11 protein-coding genes, 1 tRNA gene and 3 pseudogenes are annotated in these 15,863 nt (G+C 46.6%); 7 read left to right on the top strand and 8 right to left on the bottom strand.

The features are described 5' to 3' along the window. Positions 1–192: pseudogene (locus O9334_RS13205) on the top strand (hypothetical protein); the annotation flags it as partial. A 116-nt stretch (positions 193–308) separates the two neighbouring features. On the opposite strand, the gene accB reads toward O9334_RS13205, so the two are convergent. Then, complete coding sequence (accB, locus tag O9334_RS13210; RefSeq protein WP_045358697.1) at positions 309–803, bottom strand: acetyl-CoA carboxylase biotin carboxyl carrier protein; 495 nt, start codon at positions 801–803, stop codon at positions 309–311. A gap of 165 nt (positions 804–968) precedes the next feature. Beyond that, positions 969–1,526, bottom strand: a complete 558-nt coding sequence (gene efp, locus O9334_RS13215) for an elongation factor P (RefSeq protein WP_002788532.1) — start codon at positions 1,524–1,526, stop codon at positions 969–971. A 118-nt stretch (positions 1,527–1,644) separates the two neighbouring features. Here efp and O9334_RS13220 point away from each other — a divergent pair, with 118 nt between their 5' ends. Then, entirely contained in the window at positions 1,645–1,797 is a 153-nt protein-coding gene (locus tag O9334_RS13220) for a four helix bundle protein (RefSeq protein WP_080754263.1), read from the top strand. A gap of 628 nt (positions 1,798–2,425) precedes the next feature. Beyond that, positions 2,426–2,743, top strand: coding sequence for a DUF3067 family protein (locus O9334_RS13225; protein ID WP_045358689.1), 318 nt, complete (start codon positions 2,426–2,428; stop codon positions 2,741–2,743). A 111-nt stretch (positions 2,744–2,854) separates the two neighbouring features. Here the strand turns inward: O9334_RS13225 and O9334_RS13230 are convergent, their stop codons facing one another. Further along, positions 2,855–3,508 (bottom strand): PEP-CTERM sorting domain-containing protein, encoded by a 654-nt coding sequence (locus O9334_RS13230; protein ID WP_288000495.1) that lies wholly within the window; start codon positions 3,506–3,508, stop codon positions 2,855–2,857. A 308-nt stretch (positions 3,509–3,816) separates the two neighbouring features. Here O9334_RS13230 and O9334_RS13235 point away from each other — a divergent pair. The 4 genes and pseudogenes from O9334_RS13235 to O9334_RS13250 all read left to right on the top strand — a co-directional run bounded on the left by O9334_RS13235 (position 3,817) and on the right by O9334_RS13250 (position 8,279). Next, a pseudogene (locus O9334_RS13235) lies at positions 3,817–4,886 on the top strand (ISKra4 family transposase). A 395-nt stretch (positions 4,887–5,281) separates the two neighbouring features. Beyond that, the gene (locus tag O9334_RS13240; protein WP_045358692.1) at positions 5,282–5,965 is read left to right on the top strand and encodes a PHP domain-containing protein; all 684 of its coding nucleotides are present in this window, start codon (positions 5,282–5,284) and stop codon (positions 5,963–5,965) included. Positions 5,966–6,187: 222 nt separating this feature from the next. Then, positions 6,188–8,086, top strand: a complete 1,899-nt coding sequence (locus O9334_RS13245; protein ID WP_045358693.1) for an NAD(P)H-quinone oxidoreductase subunit F — start codon at positions 6,188–6,190, stop codon at positions 8,084–8,086. A gap of 121 nt (positions 8,087–8,207) precedes the next feature. Continuing rightward, positions 8,208–8,279: transfer RNA gene (locus O9334_RS13250), tRNA-Thr, on the top strand. 205 nt (positions 8,280–8,484) lie between these two features. Here the strand turns inward: O9334_RS13250 and O9334_RS13255 are convergent. The 5 genes and pseudogenes from O9334_RS13255 to O9334_RS13275 form a co-directional block, all read right to left on the bottom strand. Continuing rightward, entirely contained in the window at positions 8,485–11,952 is a 3,468-nt protein-coding gene (locus O9334_RS13255) for a DEAD/DEAH box helicase family protein (protein ID WP_288000496.1), read from the bottom strand. A 308-nt stretch (positions 11,953–12,260) separates the two neighbouring features. Then, a pseudogene (locus tag O9334_RS13260) lies at positions 12,261–12,389 on the bottom strand (hypothetical protein); the annotation flags it as partial. A gap of 27 nt (positions 12,390–12,416) precedes the next feature. Beyond that, on the bottom strand, positions 12,417–13,553 hold the full coding sequence (locus O9334_RS13265) for a restriction endonuclease subunit S (protein ID WP_002796404.1): 1,137 nt from the start codon (positions 13,551–13,553) through the stop codon (positions 12,417–12,419). A gap of 329 nt (positions 13,554–13,882) precedes the next feature. Further along, positions 13,883–14,074 (bottom strand): hypothetical protein, encoded by a 192-nt coding sequence (locus tag O9334_RS13270; protein ID WP_045358700.1) that lies wholly within the window; start codon positions 14,072–14,074, stop codon positions 13,883–13,885. A gap of 3 nt (positions 14,075–14,077) precedes the next feature. Then, positions 14,078–15,565 carry a type I restriction-modification system subunit M gene (locus O9334_RS13275; protein ID WP_288000497.1) on the bottom strand — a complete coding sequence of 496 codons (1,488 nt, stop codon included), beginning with the start codon at positions 15,563–15,565 and terminating at the stop codon, positions 14,078–14,080. Between the last annotated feature and the right edge of the window lie 298 nt (positions 15,566–15,863).

The raw sequence follows: 15,863 nt of genomic DNA on the forward strand, positions 1-15,863 counted from the left end.
CGCCAGTGTTTCACAGTAGATGCTCTACACAATCAAAGGGAGACAGCAGCCGCCATCATGGAAGCCAATCACGATTACCTGATGGCGGTCAAAGAAAATCAGCCGAGCCTATACAAGGCCATAGAAAAAAGAGCGTTGTCAATGGTTCGCCGTGGCGGGTTTCGGACGGTTCCCCAAGCTCGGTGTTTATAGGCTAACCAAGTTGACACAATTTTTGCTTTACTTTTCTGAAACCACCCTGCCTTTTTAAGGGGGGCAGGGGGGATCGAGAGTAAAATTTATCTTCTATTTAAGTTAGAACGACTTACTTATTCGGGATTAACCCACATTAACGTCTGGCCAAATTCTACCGGTTCACCGTTAGCGACGGCGATTTCGACGATTTGCCCGGCTACTTCCGCTTCGATTTCGTTCATCAACTTCATCGCTTCGATGATACAAACCGTTTGTCCGACACGAATCCGATCGTTTTTTTCCACGAAAGACGGTTCATCGGGAGCAGCAGCGCGATAAAAAGTGCCGACCATGGGAGAGGTAATCGCCAGCCATTTTTTATCAACAGCGGCCGCCGCGGGTTCGGGAGTGGGGGTTTCTGGGACTGGGGTGGAACCGGCGGCTATCACTGGAGCGGCGACGGTGGCCGTCACCAACGGCAAGGGAGCGGCGAGAGGCCCAAGGGCAGTATTAACGGTTCCTTTGCGGATATTTAGCTCTAAATCTGCACTTTTCAGGCTAAATTCACTGATATCCGTTGCTGCCAATGTTTTGATCAGTTCTCGAATTTCGTTGTAATCAATAGTCACCGCTCTGAAATCCCCTCGCAAATAAAAAGCAACAAATCCAAATTCGCACCCACCAAACTGTCGATTTTTCGCATCTAGCGGCTAAGTTTTGGGAAACAGGCTCATAAAACTGGGTTTAGTCCTAAACCCGTCCCTAAAAGCTCATTTCTGGGCTTCTGATCACAATTATTCCCGTCCCAGATAGGAACCATCCCGGGTATCCACTTTAATCCTTTCACCGATGGAAATAAACAGGGGAACCATCACCTGCGCTCCCGTTTCTACGATCGCCGGTTTGGTGCCACCGGTGGCCGTATCTCCCTTGACTCCTGGATCCGTATCGGTGATTTCCAAGATTACCGAGGTGGGCAATTCCACCTCTAACACTTGCTCATTCCAAAAGAGAATATTGACTTCCATTCCTTCTTTCAGATACTTGGCTCGATCGCCCATTTGTGCCGGGGTTAGAGTTGCTTCCTCAAAAGTCTCCATGTCCATGAAGACAAACTGATCGCCTTCTTTGTAGGTGTGCTGCATGGTGCGCTTTTCGATCGTGGCTGAGGGCAAGGTTTCCCCCGCCCGGAACGTCCGTTCTACCACGTTGCCGGTCTGGACATTTTTTAACTTGGTTCGCACGAAGGCCGATCCCTTACCCGGTTTGACGTGCAGGAATTCTACCACCCGCCAGACAGAGCCATCTATCTCGATGGTTGTGCCACTCCGAAAGTCGTTACTCGAAATCATGAAATGCTGTTTAGGCCAAGAAAGATCAACATTCCATTTTACATACTTCCTGTACCCAAAAAAACTTTTTTCCCGCCCGTACAGCTAAGGGGGAGGTGGCAGGAGGGGCAAGCCAGGTATTGCCGAGGGTTACGGACGAAGAACCCAAAACGAGTATATTCAGTTTCTGCATATAGCATTAGGCTCTCTTAGAGAACTAGATACACAGCTAATCATCGCTAAAAAAGTTAAATTAGCTACTCCTGAACTATTTGACCCAGTTTTAGAATAATTCGATAGGATGCCAGGGATTTTAGTCTCTACTATTCAAAAGTTAAAGTCTTGATTTCTCTTCCTACCCCCTGCCCTGCCTGCTGCCTCTCTCTGTGCGGGGATTTCAGACTTAACGGGAAAAGTAAGGTCAGTAGTCAGTAGTCAGTAGTCAGTAGTCAGTAGTCAGGAGAATTAAGAATGAATAATGAGCAATTAAATGCTCTATTTAGGGATTTTAGGCAATTTTATGCCTATTTTTCTCATTTTTGCCCTCTCAAAAATTAATTATGCAAGAGGTTTAAGGAAAAAAGATTGCAGATGCTCATGACCTCAAAAGAAGAGCAAGCGTTAGCGGAATAGGCCGCTCTTATTGCAATTATAGCGGTTTTCACAGAAGTGAGTCCCGATTGAAACGCTGAAAGACCTATCTATCAAGGGATTTACTATACCTTATTAGACTGAAAACCGCTATAACAATATCGGAAGTTATAGCGTTTTTCAGTCTGCTGAGGTACAAAAGTTATGGGTTTTAGGCACTCATGCAAGAGGCACTCATGCAAAAGGGAAGAACGCTAAAACCGAGGGTCTTCACCTGACATTTATGATAAAATCAGGGGACTGACTGACATCTGATTACTGATATAACCATGACGGGTGTGGACTTACAGCAATTATTACTAGAAAAATGGGGTCGTTCCTACGATATCCAGCTGCGACGCATCAAAGATAAGGTTCATGTCCAGATAATGTGGAAATATCTCGAACAAGCCTCTTTTCCTCTCTCCGAGTCTGAATATCTGCAACATCTCAATGCGATCGCTAATTATCTCCACGAATGGGGTGGTGTTAGTCAATTTCAAGCTTTTATCCGCGAAACCCGTGAGCGTCCCCGTCTCGGTAAAGCGGTTAGTTTGCCCCTAGATCTAGGTGAAAGGGCATCGGAATGGCTGATCAGCGATCAGTGATCAATTTGAGATCAGGCAGGGGGGGAGATTCAGATAATCTCTAGCTACAAAAAAAAGGCGCTAAGTCTCACCTTAACGCTTGTTTTTTCCATTGTTTTTGAATGACAGCGACTAGCTCTTGCGACGAGCGAAAGCACCAGCACCAGCAACGGCTAAGATACCGAGAATAGCAGAAGGTTCAGGAACAGCTACAGGGACAGGTACATCGGTTTTTGTGAGATCTAAAGTATATGTTCCCGTCACGGCCCCGGGAAGACCCACTAATTGGAAGGCGATGGTGAAACCTCCCAGAACATTGAGGACAGAAGGCTCAGTAAAAGTCGCAGGACCGCTTACAGTATAAACAGTCTGGAAAAGACCAGCGCCAATAGATACGTTTGTGCCGATAGCACTGGTAGGAGTGACATTAGCGGTTACAAGACCAGGACCGGTCGTTATGGTAGTAAAACCAGGTGCAGGATCAGGAGGGGGAGAAAAGATGAATGCCCCTCCAGAACCAGTGCCGTTTAATGTAAAAGGGCCAGGAAGGGTAACGTTAGCAGCTGTCACCCCCGTAAATTGACCAGTCCCGCCTGTTACGCCGGTGACGCTTGTGGGAGTAAGGACTGGGTTCAAGGTTCCCCACGGACTGATGGTTGCATCCCCGGTGATGGTTAAAGTGCTTAAAGTAACCGCCTGAGCAGCGCCGGCAAAGCTGAAAGCGGCAACACTGCCAGCGATGGCAAGAGCACCGGTGGTTAGTTGTCTAGAGATGTTTGCAATCATTTCGGGTTGTAGTTTATTTTTTAGTGCGAAGCACGAAGAATTGTTCTATACCTCTACATAATTTATAACTTCAGCTAGCTCAAAATATTCTAAAGATTTTATAAAAATTGATCGATACAGATTTTCTGATAAAAATGCTCAAGACTGTTCTCCATTCCCCCTTCCGGGAGCATCTCACTTGTGCAACAAGTATTAATGCTTATGTCAGTCAAAAACTAGAAAATATTGAACTTGATCAAAAAGAGAAATGGGATGATAATAGTTATCACTTACGATTCAGAATCTATCTCGATGGCAGGAACAATCCAATGGGATCAGAGTTATCAGAAAATGAAAAAAGAATTCAAGAGTTATCCCGAGAGTTAGGAGCGTGTCTCTAGGAGCAATCCCAAATTAAGAAATTTAATAACTTGGGAGAAATAGAGGAGACTGTCAGAGATTTAATGATTCAGTCTGTTAAGCTAGGAATTGGTATTTTTTTATCAAAACAATTCCAGAAGAAACCGCTGGTCGGACGAGAAAAGTTAAAAGTATTTTGGGTGAATTACCAATTACAGAAAAACAAGTAAATAAGTTAAAATTAAAGCCGAGAACTCAGATGATTAATATTTTAGAGAAAAACTGCTTGCTCTTAAGTGGTGATGAATAGAGATGAAAAATCGGCGAAGAAAGTCGAATCATTAACAGGCATTGCTGTTTCACACAGTCCACAAAAACGCCTTGTTTATCGCTACCATTTTGAAGAATTACCATCTAACACAGAAGTGGAGGAAATGAGTATAGACGGGGGTAAGGTACGACTGAGAACGCCCAAGGTAAAAGCCTTAATTTGGCGTGATTATAAAGGGGTGAGTTTCCCTAAATTGGGAGTAGCTGCCTTTTTTAAGGATAACTCAGGCTGATTAGATTTGGTTAATTCTCAACATCTAGCCAAACATGAAAGTTTGTTGAGGAGATGGACATGATGGTATCTGGAATTTATTCCGTGAAATCCGCGAGGAACAGGAAAGGATTGAAATTTTGGACTGGTATCATTTAATCGAAAACCTCTATAAAGTTGGCGGTTCATTCCAGCGAATTGAGGAGGTAAAATGTTTTCTCAAAGAAGGGTGAAGTGGAGGCTGCTATCTCTTGTTTTGAAGGATGGTCAGAGCCTCAAGTTGAGAATTTTATTACTTATTTGAACAAGCATAAACATCGAATTGTCAATTATGGTTATTTTCAAGAAGAGGGGATTTCCATTGGTTCTGGCTCCGGGTCATCTCAAGTGAAACAAATTGGTTTTCGTGTTAAAATTGCCGGTGCAAGTTGGAATTCAGGCAATGTACCGCAAGTCCTTCGTCCTCGCTGTGCCTATCTGAATGGTTCTCTTTTTTAACTTTTTTCTTGACCTCACCTTTGCATTTATGCTTATGGCAAAGGTGAGATGCTCCCCTCCCTTCCCCCTTCTCCCATTCCCCCACTTCCCCACTTCCCCCCGCAACGGCTCGACTGAGCATCGCGGCGGTTCGACAAGCGGTTCGGACCTCGGCGTGAGACTTCGGCGTGAGCTTTTGTCGAACGCTCGGTCGAACGCTGATCTCACCGTCGAAGCCTCACCGTCCGCTCGACTGAGCTTCGCCGAACGTCCGAACGTCGCGCACGAAGTGGTCTCCCCATACCTTTGAAACAGGATTTAGTATTACCGGTAACAGCAGCTACCCAGTTTTTTTTGGTATTTGTTATGCTGATTGTTAACAATTTGTAATCTTTGGGAAAGTTCCTCAATACTGCATGGTCGTTTCTGCTACAATTCCCCCCCTGGCTCAAGATACCCTCGCCCTGAAAGCGGTGTGGGCAAATATTGGCTATGATAGTTGTCCCCACCATTACAATTTCCATCTTCACACCCATTGTTCCGATGGTCAAATGAGTCCCCAAGACTTGATGAGGCAAGCGTTAGATATCGGACTAAAAGGATTAGCAATTACCGATCATCACTCGATCAAAGGTTATCAGCAAGCCCAAATTTGGCTAGAAAATCAGCATTTAAAGGGTTCTCTACCCCATCTATGGACAGGGGTAGAAATTACGGCGAATCTCTTAGAGACAGAAGTGCATATTCTTGGCTATGGTTTCGATCCCGCTCATACCGTCTTGACTCCCTATCTGCAAAGAGCCAAACCAGAAGGGGATTTCGCTTTGGCCTCTAGAGTCATTAACAGTTTACAGCAAGCGGGGGCTTTAGTGGTTCTGGCTCATCCCTTTCGTTACCATCGCCCCGCGGCCGATTTAGTGGCGGCGGCGGTAGAATTGGGTATTGATGGTATTGAGGCCTTTTATGCCTACGGCAATCCCAAACCCTGGCTACCGAGTCAACGGGAAACCGAACAAGCTCTCGCTCTTAGTCGTCAATATCAATTATTCGCCACCTGTAGCACCGATTCCCACGGTAAATCTTTATTACAGCGCATTTAGCCTGATCGCAGGATTAACTGTAAAATACCTAAATTGACTAAACTCGATCCCTGTTCGATCGAGTCTTGGTTTTTTATGCCCGTTGATCAGTGATCAGTAACCAGTGAAAGAGCCTAAATTTATTGAAAATTGAAAACCTAAACCTGATAACTTAAAACTTAAACCTGATCACTGATAACTGATAACTGATAACTGATAACTGATAACTGAATAACCCCCTGAATGAAAGATTTATTCCTTTACACTTGCTGGTTAATTCCCATTTATGGCTTAATTGGTTCGATTTTAACCCTACCTTGGTCTTTAGGCATTATTAGTCGCACCGGTCCGCGGCCGGCGGCTTATATTAACCTATTGATGACCGTCTTAGGGTTAATACACGGAACGATCGCTTTTAATCAAATTTGGCATCGAGAGACGATTAAACTAGCTTTTGAATGGGTAAAAGTGGCCGATCTTAGTTTATCCCTTTCGATCGAACTTTCTCCCGTCAGTTTAGGGACGCTGGAAGTGATTACCCTCATCAGTCTCTTGGCCCAAATCTATGCCCTTGGCTACATGGAAAAGGATTGGTCTTTGGCGAGATTTTATGGCTTAATGGGCTTTTTTGAGGCAGCTTTAGGGGGAATTGCCCTGAGTGACTCCCTACTATTCAGTTACGCTTTCCTAGAGATGTTAACGGTCTCTACCTATCTCCTCGTCGGTTTTTGGTATGCCCAACCTTTGGTAGTAACCGCGGCGCGAGATGCCTTTTTAACCAAGCGCGTCGGCGATATTATTTTATTGATGGGTTTGGTGGCCCTGTCCAGTTACGGAGAAGGATTGAGTTTTTCTCAGTTAGAAAATTGGGCAGTAAATAACCCTGTAGGACCTCTAACGGCGACTTTGTTAGGATTAGCCCTTATTGCCGGTCCAACGGGTAAATGCGCCCAATTTCCCCTGAATTTGTGGCTAGATGAGGCGATGGAGGGACCAAATCCAGCCGGAATCATGCGGAATTCGATCGTGGTTTCGGCGGGGGCCTATGTTTTAATTAAGCTGCAGCCAGTGTTTACCCTATCTCCGATCGCTGCTGATGTTTTAATAGTTTTGGGGACAATGACGGCAATTGGGACTTCTCTGATGGCCCTGTCCCAAATTGATATTAAACGGGTTTTGTGCCACTCCACCAGTGCCTATCTCGGTTTAGTCTTTGTGGCGGTGGGATTAGGTCATGTGGATATCGCTTTACTAATTTTATTCTCCCATGCGGTCGCAAAAGCTTTATTGTTTATGAGCGCAGGAGCATTAATTCTCACCACCAGTAACCAAAATATCACGGAAATGGGGGGAATTTGGGCAAGAATGCCGGCTACAACCATGGCTTTTTTAGGAGGTTCCGCGGGGATGACGGTTTTAATGCCCCTAGGGATGTTTTGGACGTTAAAACGGTGGTTAAGTGGCGAATGGGCGATTCCTTGGTGGTTATTAGCGGTTTTAATCTTTGTTAATTGTCTTAGCATCGTCAATCTTACTCGGGTCTTTCGTTTAGTCTTTTTGGGACAAACCCAAAGTAAAACCCATCGCACCCCGGAAGTGGCTTGGCCGATGGCTTTGCCCATGGTAGCATTGATTTTAATCGTTTTATTAGCCCCGATTATTCCCCTACGTTGGGATTTTTGGCTATCTTTCACCAATCCTCTCCTTAATAACCAGAGTTTCACTATTGTCTGGGGTTTTCCCTTACTGATAGCCTCTGGGGTAATTGCCCTAGTTATCGGCTCAATGGTAGAGTTAAGACGAGCTTGGGCGAGACCAACTGGGTTAATCCTGCGATTCCTGCAAGATTTGTTCGCTTATGACTTCTATCTCGATCGCATCTATCAGTTTACCGTGGTTTTAGCGGTGGGAAGCTTGTCAAAAATTACCGCTTGGCTCGATCGTTATATTATTGATGGTCTGGTTAATTTAGTCAGTTTAGCGACGATTTTTAGCGGCAGTGCCTTAAAGTATAATGTTTCTGGTCAATCACAATTTTATGTCTTGACTATTCTATTCGGAATAGGGGGATTAATTTGGCTCTTATTAAACGGTCAATGGTCACTGATAACTGATTATTGGTCATCCCTGTTAACTCATTGAACCTCTGTGTATCGGTCCCTAGTCTCGCGGGTGCGGACTAGGGGAGGGCAAAAATCTCCACACTTCGACAGGGATCAGTGACCTATCGGTCTATTTGTGTTATAATGGGTTGACGGAAAATGCTGGTGTAGCTCAGTGGTAGAGCAGCTGATTTGTAATCAGCCGGTCGCGGGTTCAAATCCCATCACCAGCTTCTGGGAAAACTAACTGTTTTCATTCCCTACAAGGCTTTATAGCTACCTATCAGGATAGGCGCTCATGCAAAAGGGAGAATAAATAAGCTATTAAGCATTGAAATTGCTTATTGAGATGAGGCAAGAGGCAAAAGTAAAGGGATTAGGGGAGATTCAGCTAATCTAAGGATAGGCGGTTAAGATGCGTCTTAGCTTAATCAGTTTTTAATAACCGGATTTAGTGTAATAATCCAGATCAACGGACTGGTTAAACGATCGCAAAATCGAGACGATCCGATCAGCTTCCTGATCATTAAACATCCCATCTAGCCCTTCGGGATGGTTATCGGTAAAGGGAGGCTCGTAGAGCGCCCCCGGATTGATAACTCCGTTTTTAGTGAGGATATCGATGATATTTTCGATAAAACGGATTTGATTGGCCGAGAAGTTTGTCCCCTGCAAATAACGGGCAAAAGCTTGTTTAGCCGCTTGGCGTGCCGCTACGCGGATCCCTGCGGGATCGAGTCCGACGATTTCCAGGATCAGAAGCTTGAGGCTTTTTGTCTGGCCAAAAACCTCCTCAAAACGCTGACGGCTCTCAATTTCTGCGGCCGAAAATAGCATCTCCTCTAGGGCAGATAAATCCGTCTCCGTTAGGGGGAGATTGCGCCGCAACTTAGCGATCGCAAGGTGATCCTGATGCTGACGGATATAGGCCTCCACTTTCCGGCGATACTGTTCGCGACTAAAACCGGTCTGATGGGTGGGAATATCGACAATCTGCACCTCCCCCATCTCATCGACAAAATCGGTGATCACGATCTGCTGCTTTTGGCGATCAATAAACTTGACCAGATCTCGGATGCGAACCCGGATCCTCTCCACCATTGACGGCGTTGCGCCGGTCCACCAGCTTTCGTCCTGCACCTCGCGAATAAAGGCTAATTGCCCCTTAATCATAGGTATATCGGGCTTAGTCTCCAGTTGACCGAGAATATCCCGCACTTTGTCCCGCAATCGCTCATAACTACGGTCGGCCTTGAGAATGGCTAATTGCAGTTTCACACAGAGAAGATCAAACTCCTTGGCCAGGTGGTCCTCATTGGGCAGACTATTGGGTAAACCGGCCAAGGAGTCGGCAATGGTGGCCGCGTCCTCCTGACTGAGGTTGTTCCAACGCTGGCGCTGACTAAAGGTTTCCACCTGCGGCAAGCGACGACGCACGAGGAAATTATCCCGGGGCATGGTGGCGATGTGTTGATGGAGTGCATCGAGCAAACTCGTGTATAGGTCGTCGGCCCGATCAACTTTGTAAGTAGAGGACTGCTCTCTCGCTCTAGGTGTCGCGCTTGGCTTGGAGGGAGCGAGACGGGTTGCCAACTCGAGGCGATGTTTCACTAGGCGACTGGTGAGGCTTTCGGGTATTTTCTGGCTTGTTTCATCGATATCCTGCTCGAAATACTCGAAATTCCCGCAGAGGTCAAAGACCAGAAACTCGGTTTTATGGTTGCCAGGCCCAAACAAATCCTGACAGAGACGGGTCCCGCGCCCGATCATCTGATTGAACTTCACCCGGGAGAATACGGGCTTAAAAAAGACCAAATTGACCACTTCCGGCACATCTACGCCGGTATCGAGCATATCCACCGAGACGGCCAAAATCGGTTCTTTGTTGGCTTCGCTGAAGTCATCGAGCAGACTCTGGGCGTAATTGTCGTGACTGTCAATAATTTTGGCGAAATGACCTTTGTAGTGAGGATAGTTACTGTTAAAGCGATCGCAGATAAATTGGGCGTGTCGGTGATTACGGGCAAAAATAATCGTTTTACCCAATCGATCGCCACTGTTGACCTTTAGCCCCCGTTGCATCAATAATTCTAATGCTTGATCCACGGTGTCGATATTGAACAACCAGTCATTAAAGGCAGCTGCGTTAATTGCCTGCGGTAGTTCGCCGCTTTCCTCGTCCCGGAACTTCTCCTCGTAGTCTAGCCGCTCCTGTGGGGTTAGCTCACTGTATTTAACCCCAGTACGCAGAAACTTAAACGGCACAGTAACGCCCTTGGGGGGGACGAGGTGGCCATCCCTAACGGCATCATTTAACTCGTAGGCGAAGGTAGGCAAGCCCTGGGGTAGCTGGAAAATGCGGTAGGTGTCCCGGTCTATTTCCGAGCGCGGCGTGGCAGTTAGCCCCACCAGCAGGGCATCGAAATAATCGAATATTTCGCCGTATTTCTGATAAATGGAGCGATGGGCCTCATCGACGATCACTAGGTCAAAATAACCCACCCCAAAGATTCGCCCCTCTGCATCCATGCGATCAATGGCGTTGAGCATGGTTTGATAGGTGGAGAAGATGACGTTAGCCCCCGTCACGTCCTTGCTGCGGGTCAGATGCAGGACGGTAACGCTGGGTAGATGACGCTGAAAGGCTCGATAGGCTTGCTTTAATAGGGCATTGCGATCGGCCAGAAACAGGACTCGGTTTACCCAATTGGCGCTCTTGAGCAGTTCCACCAATGCGATCGCAGTTCGGGTTTTACCGGTTCCGGTGGCCATAACCAACAGGGACTTACGGGCGCACTTTTCTTCAAAAGTTTCGGTAATGCGGCGGATGGCCTCTTTCTGGTAGGGGCGGCCGACGATATCCTCGTTAATGGCGGTGTCCCTGAGGCGTTTACGGTGGGAACGGCGGAAAATTAGCCGTTCTAGCTCGGTTTTTCGCAGGAAACCGAGGACGGGACGGGGGGGATAGGTGAGATCATCCCAGAGATAGGTTTCAAAGCCGTTGCTGTAGAAAATAACGGGGCGTTGGTTGTAGTTTTTTTCTAAGCAGTCGGCGTAGAGTTTGGCCTGCTGTTGTCCGCTGTCGGCGCTTTTGCTGGTGCGTTTTGCCTCCACGAGGGCGAGGGGTTTGCCGTCGTCACCCCATAGTACATAATCGACGAAACCGCGTCCGGTATCCCCCGGCTTTTGGATGGGCATCCCCCACACCTCGAACTCTGTGGCGTTGGGGGCTTTGGTATCCCAGCCGGCCTCTTGGAGTAGTACATCGATCAGGTAGCGGCGGGTGTCGGCTTCGTTGTAGTCGTGCTGGTCAGCGATCGCTCGATTTTGGGCGAGGAGGGCATCCCGTTCGGCCCTAGCGGCTGCGAGTTCGGCCTCGGTTTGGCGCTGTTTTGCTTCGGCCAATTGGCGCAGGGCATCGCTTTGGGACAGGCGTTTTTCTAGGTCTTGCAGTTGTTTGGGAGCGGGGGGTGCGGCCGCCGGTATCTTCTGGCGATCGAAGCTAATATCGCCCAATTTTCGCCCATTCTGCCCATAGTAGCGCACGAGCCAGTAGGTGAGATGAAATAGTTCCTCGATCAGGTGCAGGGAGTCCCGTTCACTGATGGGGCTGGTATGGTGGGCGGCGTTGTTGCCGACTTTGTGGATGGTGCGAATTTTGCCGAAAAGTCCTGGTTTAAGGTTATCTTTAAAGGTTTGCTCGTGGATAAGAGCGCCTAGGCTATTGTCCCGGGGCGGTTGCAGGTAGGGGTCGTTTTCATAGAGCCAGCAGACCATTTGTTCTAGGACAAAACGGGTATAGAAGCAACTGGCCCGGGGGTTGCTGAAGACTAATCCCTCCGCTTGGCCGGCGTGTTCGTAGATTGTCGGGAATTGATCTCGCAGGAAGGAGAAGTTTGAGTCCATATTGCGCTCCCCAGTCTATTATCCCCAAAGTTTTGGCTATCTCTATATTTTACCTGATTATTGTTTAACAATTGTATAAGTAGGTAGGCGTTAAAAATTATCAGATGCCCCCCTTATTAAGGGGGATCCCCCCGCCTATCGGCACCCCCCTTATCAAGGGGGGCAGGGGGGATCAGCACCCCCCTTATCAAGGGTAGGGTTGATTCATGAATCAACCCTACCTTATCAAGGGGGGCAGGGGGGATCGAACCTAAAATCCATTTTTAATTTAATTATAACCAGCTACTTATATTTTACTTGGTTATTGTTTAACAGTTATATAAAAAAACAGCAAGTTCGGTTATTTTATCTAGGGTTTTCCCGCGTGACAGTGTGAGATGATAGGAATCTTGGTTAATTGTCCAACGGTCTTTTTTAATGGCATTTCCCACAAGATTATGGCAGTAATCCGCCGGCTGCCATGGCTACAGTTCCCCCCTAAATGCTCTTTGTAAAAGGGAATTAAAGAGATTTTCGGATTGTTCTAAACTATCAAATTGTGAAGTCGAAGCACTAAATTTTCTGCAAAATCCACCAAATTTCCTCTGTAATTCCAATGGTGGATAAATTACGGGAATAGAATTGCACGCTGTTTTATTCATATATGGAACTGTTGTTTGAGTTGCTCTTTGGTGCATGAAATTTTTCTGATATGTAATAACGTGCATTAAAAAGTGGTTATCAATTTCATTACATTGGAAAGAATGCAGTTGTTGATTAACAACCATGTTGCATCCTGCGATAGAAGTTACTCCCAAATCACCAGCACAAGTCAACAAAACACTATCTTTAGGAATTATTCGGGCATTTACTTGTTTGATTTCGTCTATTGTTAGACCAATGTTTAGTCTTGATTTATAAGTATATCCCAAATGATTTAAATCAGTGGTAGTAACCCAGGGAATATCACCTGTAAAAGATTTTGGTTTATCTCGGCCTGGAACAATACAGTCAGCATAATCAATCACTTTGCCAATCTCCCACCCTTTCGGATTAGTAACAGGATCACCGAACATCTCTAGGAAAGTTGATCGCAATAACTCCTCAGTCAACCGAATTGCCTCTTTGCGCTTGCGTCGCACCCCATCCGCTTTATCTAAAATTGCCGCAATTCTTCGCTGTTCTTCGAGGGGTGGGAGGGGGATTTTAATCTTTTTTACACCATCAGGACGTGCGCGTAGTAATGATCCACCTACACCAGCTACTGTCTGCATAAAACGAGAGTGAAAACTATCTGAGGTTAAGGCATGACGCAGATAATCAGGATAAAAGCTTTCATCTCTAAAAACTATCCATTCGCTAGACGCTAACTGACGCATTTCGTTTTGACTTTTACTAACAACCCAAGCTCGACGAATATGAGGCACAATTCGAGAAAGCAAAACATCATTTGGTTCAACGCATTTTTTTGAAGAGCCTATATTTGCACCTTCTGTAATCTCTGGTTGACCAGTATCAAATGCGGGAATGCTCCAAAGTTCAAATACCTCTTTCGGATATTTTGATGGATCAAGACTAGGAACCCGACTAGCCATTAAATCACCAAGCGGAACCATTCTCATCCCAACATCTCCTTTAACGCGTGTAAAACCTGATCAATCTTATTTTCAAACATAAATCAAATATCCTTTCGGTGGACTAAAGCGGTGGGTTACGACGGATTGTTAGATTGACTTTAACGCCTAGATTGTTGCCGTCTAACCCACCCTACCATGAACTCTTCTCCCCCCTTTTTAAGGGGGGTTGGGGGGGATCGGATGGCGCTTTTATTCTAGTCATCACATCCTCTCTAAATGCCGACAAACATCCTTTCGGTTAACTAAAGCGGTGGGTTACGACGGATTGTTAGATTGACTTTAACGCCTAGATTGTTGCCGTCTAACCCACCCTACTATGAACTCTTCTCCCCCCTTTTTAAGGGGGGTTGGGGGGGATCGGATGGCAGTGTGGCAAGCAAATCTAAGCGCGCTGCTTCCGGTGTCCCCGGAGGTACTTCCAGAAGCGACTCAATCTCCAGTAAAGCGGCCTCATACTCGGATTCGGTTTTGAGAGGATGTAGGTCTAATGGCTGTAGATTTTTCATCTCCTAATCTCCTAACATCTCCTCTAATGCGTCCAAATCCTGACGAATATCAGCCTCTAAAGCCCTTAACTTCTCTAAAATCACCTTCGGCGGCTCATAGCTCACTTCCTCGTACTCTATCTCCTTATAGCGGTTAATTGATAGATCATAAGCATTGGCCTGAATCTCCTCGCGAGGCACAAAAAACGCCTTCCCTTTGCGATTGGTATCCTTAGCGGAGTCGCGTTGCTGCCAACAGCGCAGCAAGTCTGGGATATCATTATCGGCAATCGGTTGGCGCTTATCATCGAGAGAGAAACCATCCGCCACCATGTCATAAAACCAAACGAAGTCAGTCCCCTTTTCCCTTACCCCCAGCTTCGTAAAAATCAGGATCGCAGTAGATACCCCCGCGTAAGGTTTAAACACCCCCGACGGCATCGATATCACCCCCTCTAGCTTATGTTCCTCCACCAAGATGGTGCGGATGTCCTTATGGGCCTTGGACGAGCCAAATAGCACCCCATCCGGCACAATTACCGCACCTTTTCCCCCCGTCTTCAGCAAGCGCAAAAACAGGGCCATGAATAATAACTCGGTTTTAGTGGTGTCAATGATTTTCGATAAATCCTTGGCAATAGTGGACTTCTCCACCGAACCCTTAAACGGTGGATTAGCCAGAATCATGGTAAAACTATCCTCTACCCCGGCGTGGTCCTCCGATAGGGAATCCCGGGCCTCGATAATCGGCTGCTCGATACCGTGTAACATCAGGTTCATGCTGCCAATGCGTAACATCGTCCCATCGAAATCAAAACCGTGGAACATTTGGTTATTGAAATGCTCTAGGTTGCCGCGTTCATGGAGCAAACGTCCCCCCTCGCTGTCCTTTAACTCCCGCACATACTCGGCAGCCGCTACTAAAAAGCCTCCTGTGCCACAGGCCGGATCACAGATAACCTCCCGGGGTCCCGGCGCTAATAACTCCACCATCATTTTGATAATATGGCGCGGTGTGCGAAACTGTCCGTTAGTCCCGGCTGTACTCAGTTTCGAGAGCATATACTCGTAAAGGTCGCCTTTGGTGTCCCGATCCTCCATGGGGATTTTTTCAATTTGTTCGATTACCGTGGCCAGCAGCGCCGGAGACGCGATGAGAAACACCGCGTCCTTCATGTGTTTAGCGTAGGTGCTACCCTTAGAAAACTGTCCCAGATCTTTGATAAAGGGGAACGCTTCATCCCGGACAATCCGCAGCATTGTCTCGGCATCATCGAGATTTTTGAAGTGGGACCAACGGATATGCTGTTGGCTGGGGGAAAAGGTGGGATTTTCGAGATTTTCGCCTAATCGTTGGGATTTACGCTCCTTAGCTAGTTCTAGGTCATCTAGGCGCTTGATGAAGAGTAAATAGGAAATCTGCTCGATTACCGAAAGCGGGTTACTAATGCCGTTATTCCAGAAGGTTGTCCAAAGTTTATCTATTTTGGATTTTAATTCGCCGGTGATCATCGCTGTTTACTCGTTCACTGCTTTTAATATTGCAGTAATATTGTACTGAAAATCGGGGGGTCTCTTAGGTTTTCTGGGTAAAATATATTCTAAGTAGCTGGTTATAATTAAATTAAAAATGGATTTTAGGTTCGATCCCCCTTAGTCCTAGGGTTAATTCATAGTAGGGTTGATTCATGAATCAACCCTACCCTTAGTCCCCCCTTGATAAGGGGAGTGCCGATCCCCCCTTAGTCCCCCCTTAATAAGGGGGGCATCTGATAATTTTTAACGCCTACCTACTTAAAACTGGCTAGGG

This window comes from Microcystis sp. LE19-8.1F, assembly GCF_027531715.1.
GTDB classification, from domain to species: Bacteria; Cyanobacteriota; Cyanobacteriia; order Cyanobacteriales; family Microcystaceae; genus Microcystis; species Microcystis wesenbergii_A.

What these genes read in the sequence shown, in the direction of transcription:
- O9334_RS13225 (WP_045358689.1), top strand. Translation starts at nt 2,426, where the DNA reads ATGACGGGTGTGGACTTACAGCAATTATTACTAGAAAAATGGGGTCGT.
- O9334_RS13245 (WP_045358693.1), top strand. Translation starts at nt 6,188, where the DNA reads ATGAAAGATTTATTCCTTTACACTTGCTGGTTAATTCCCATTTATGGC.
- O9334_RS13255 (WP_288000496.1), bottom strand. Translation starts at nt 11,952, where the DNA reads ATGGACTCAAACTTCTCCTTCCTGCGAGATCAATTCCCGACAATCTAC.
- O9334_RS13275 (WP_288000497.1), bottom strand. Translation starts at nt 15,565, where the DNA reads ATGATCACCGGCGAATTAAAATCCAAAATAGATAAACTTTGGACAACC.
- efp (WP_002788532.1), bottom strand. Translation starts at nt 1,526, where the DNA reads ATGATTTCGAGTAACGACTTTCGGAGTGGCACAACCATCGAGATAGAT.
- O9334_RS13270 (WP_045358700.1), bottom strand. Translation starts at nt 14,074, where the DNA reads ATGAAAAATCTACAGCCATTAGACCTACATCCTCTCAAAACCGAATCC.
- O9334_RS13265 (WP_002796404.1), bottom strand. Translation starts at nt 13,553, where the DNA reads ATGAGAATGGTTCCGCTTGGTGATTTAATGGCTAGTCGGGTTCCTAGT.
- O9334_RS13230 (WP_288000495.1), bottom strand. Translation starts at nt 3,508, where the DNA reads ATGATTGCAAACATCTCTAGACAACTAACCACCGGTGCTCTTGCCATC.
- O9334_RS13240 (WP_045358692.1), top strand. Translation starts at nt 5,282, where the DNA reads ATGGTCGTTTCTGCTACAATTCCCCCCCTGGCTCAAGATACCCTCGCC.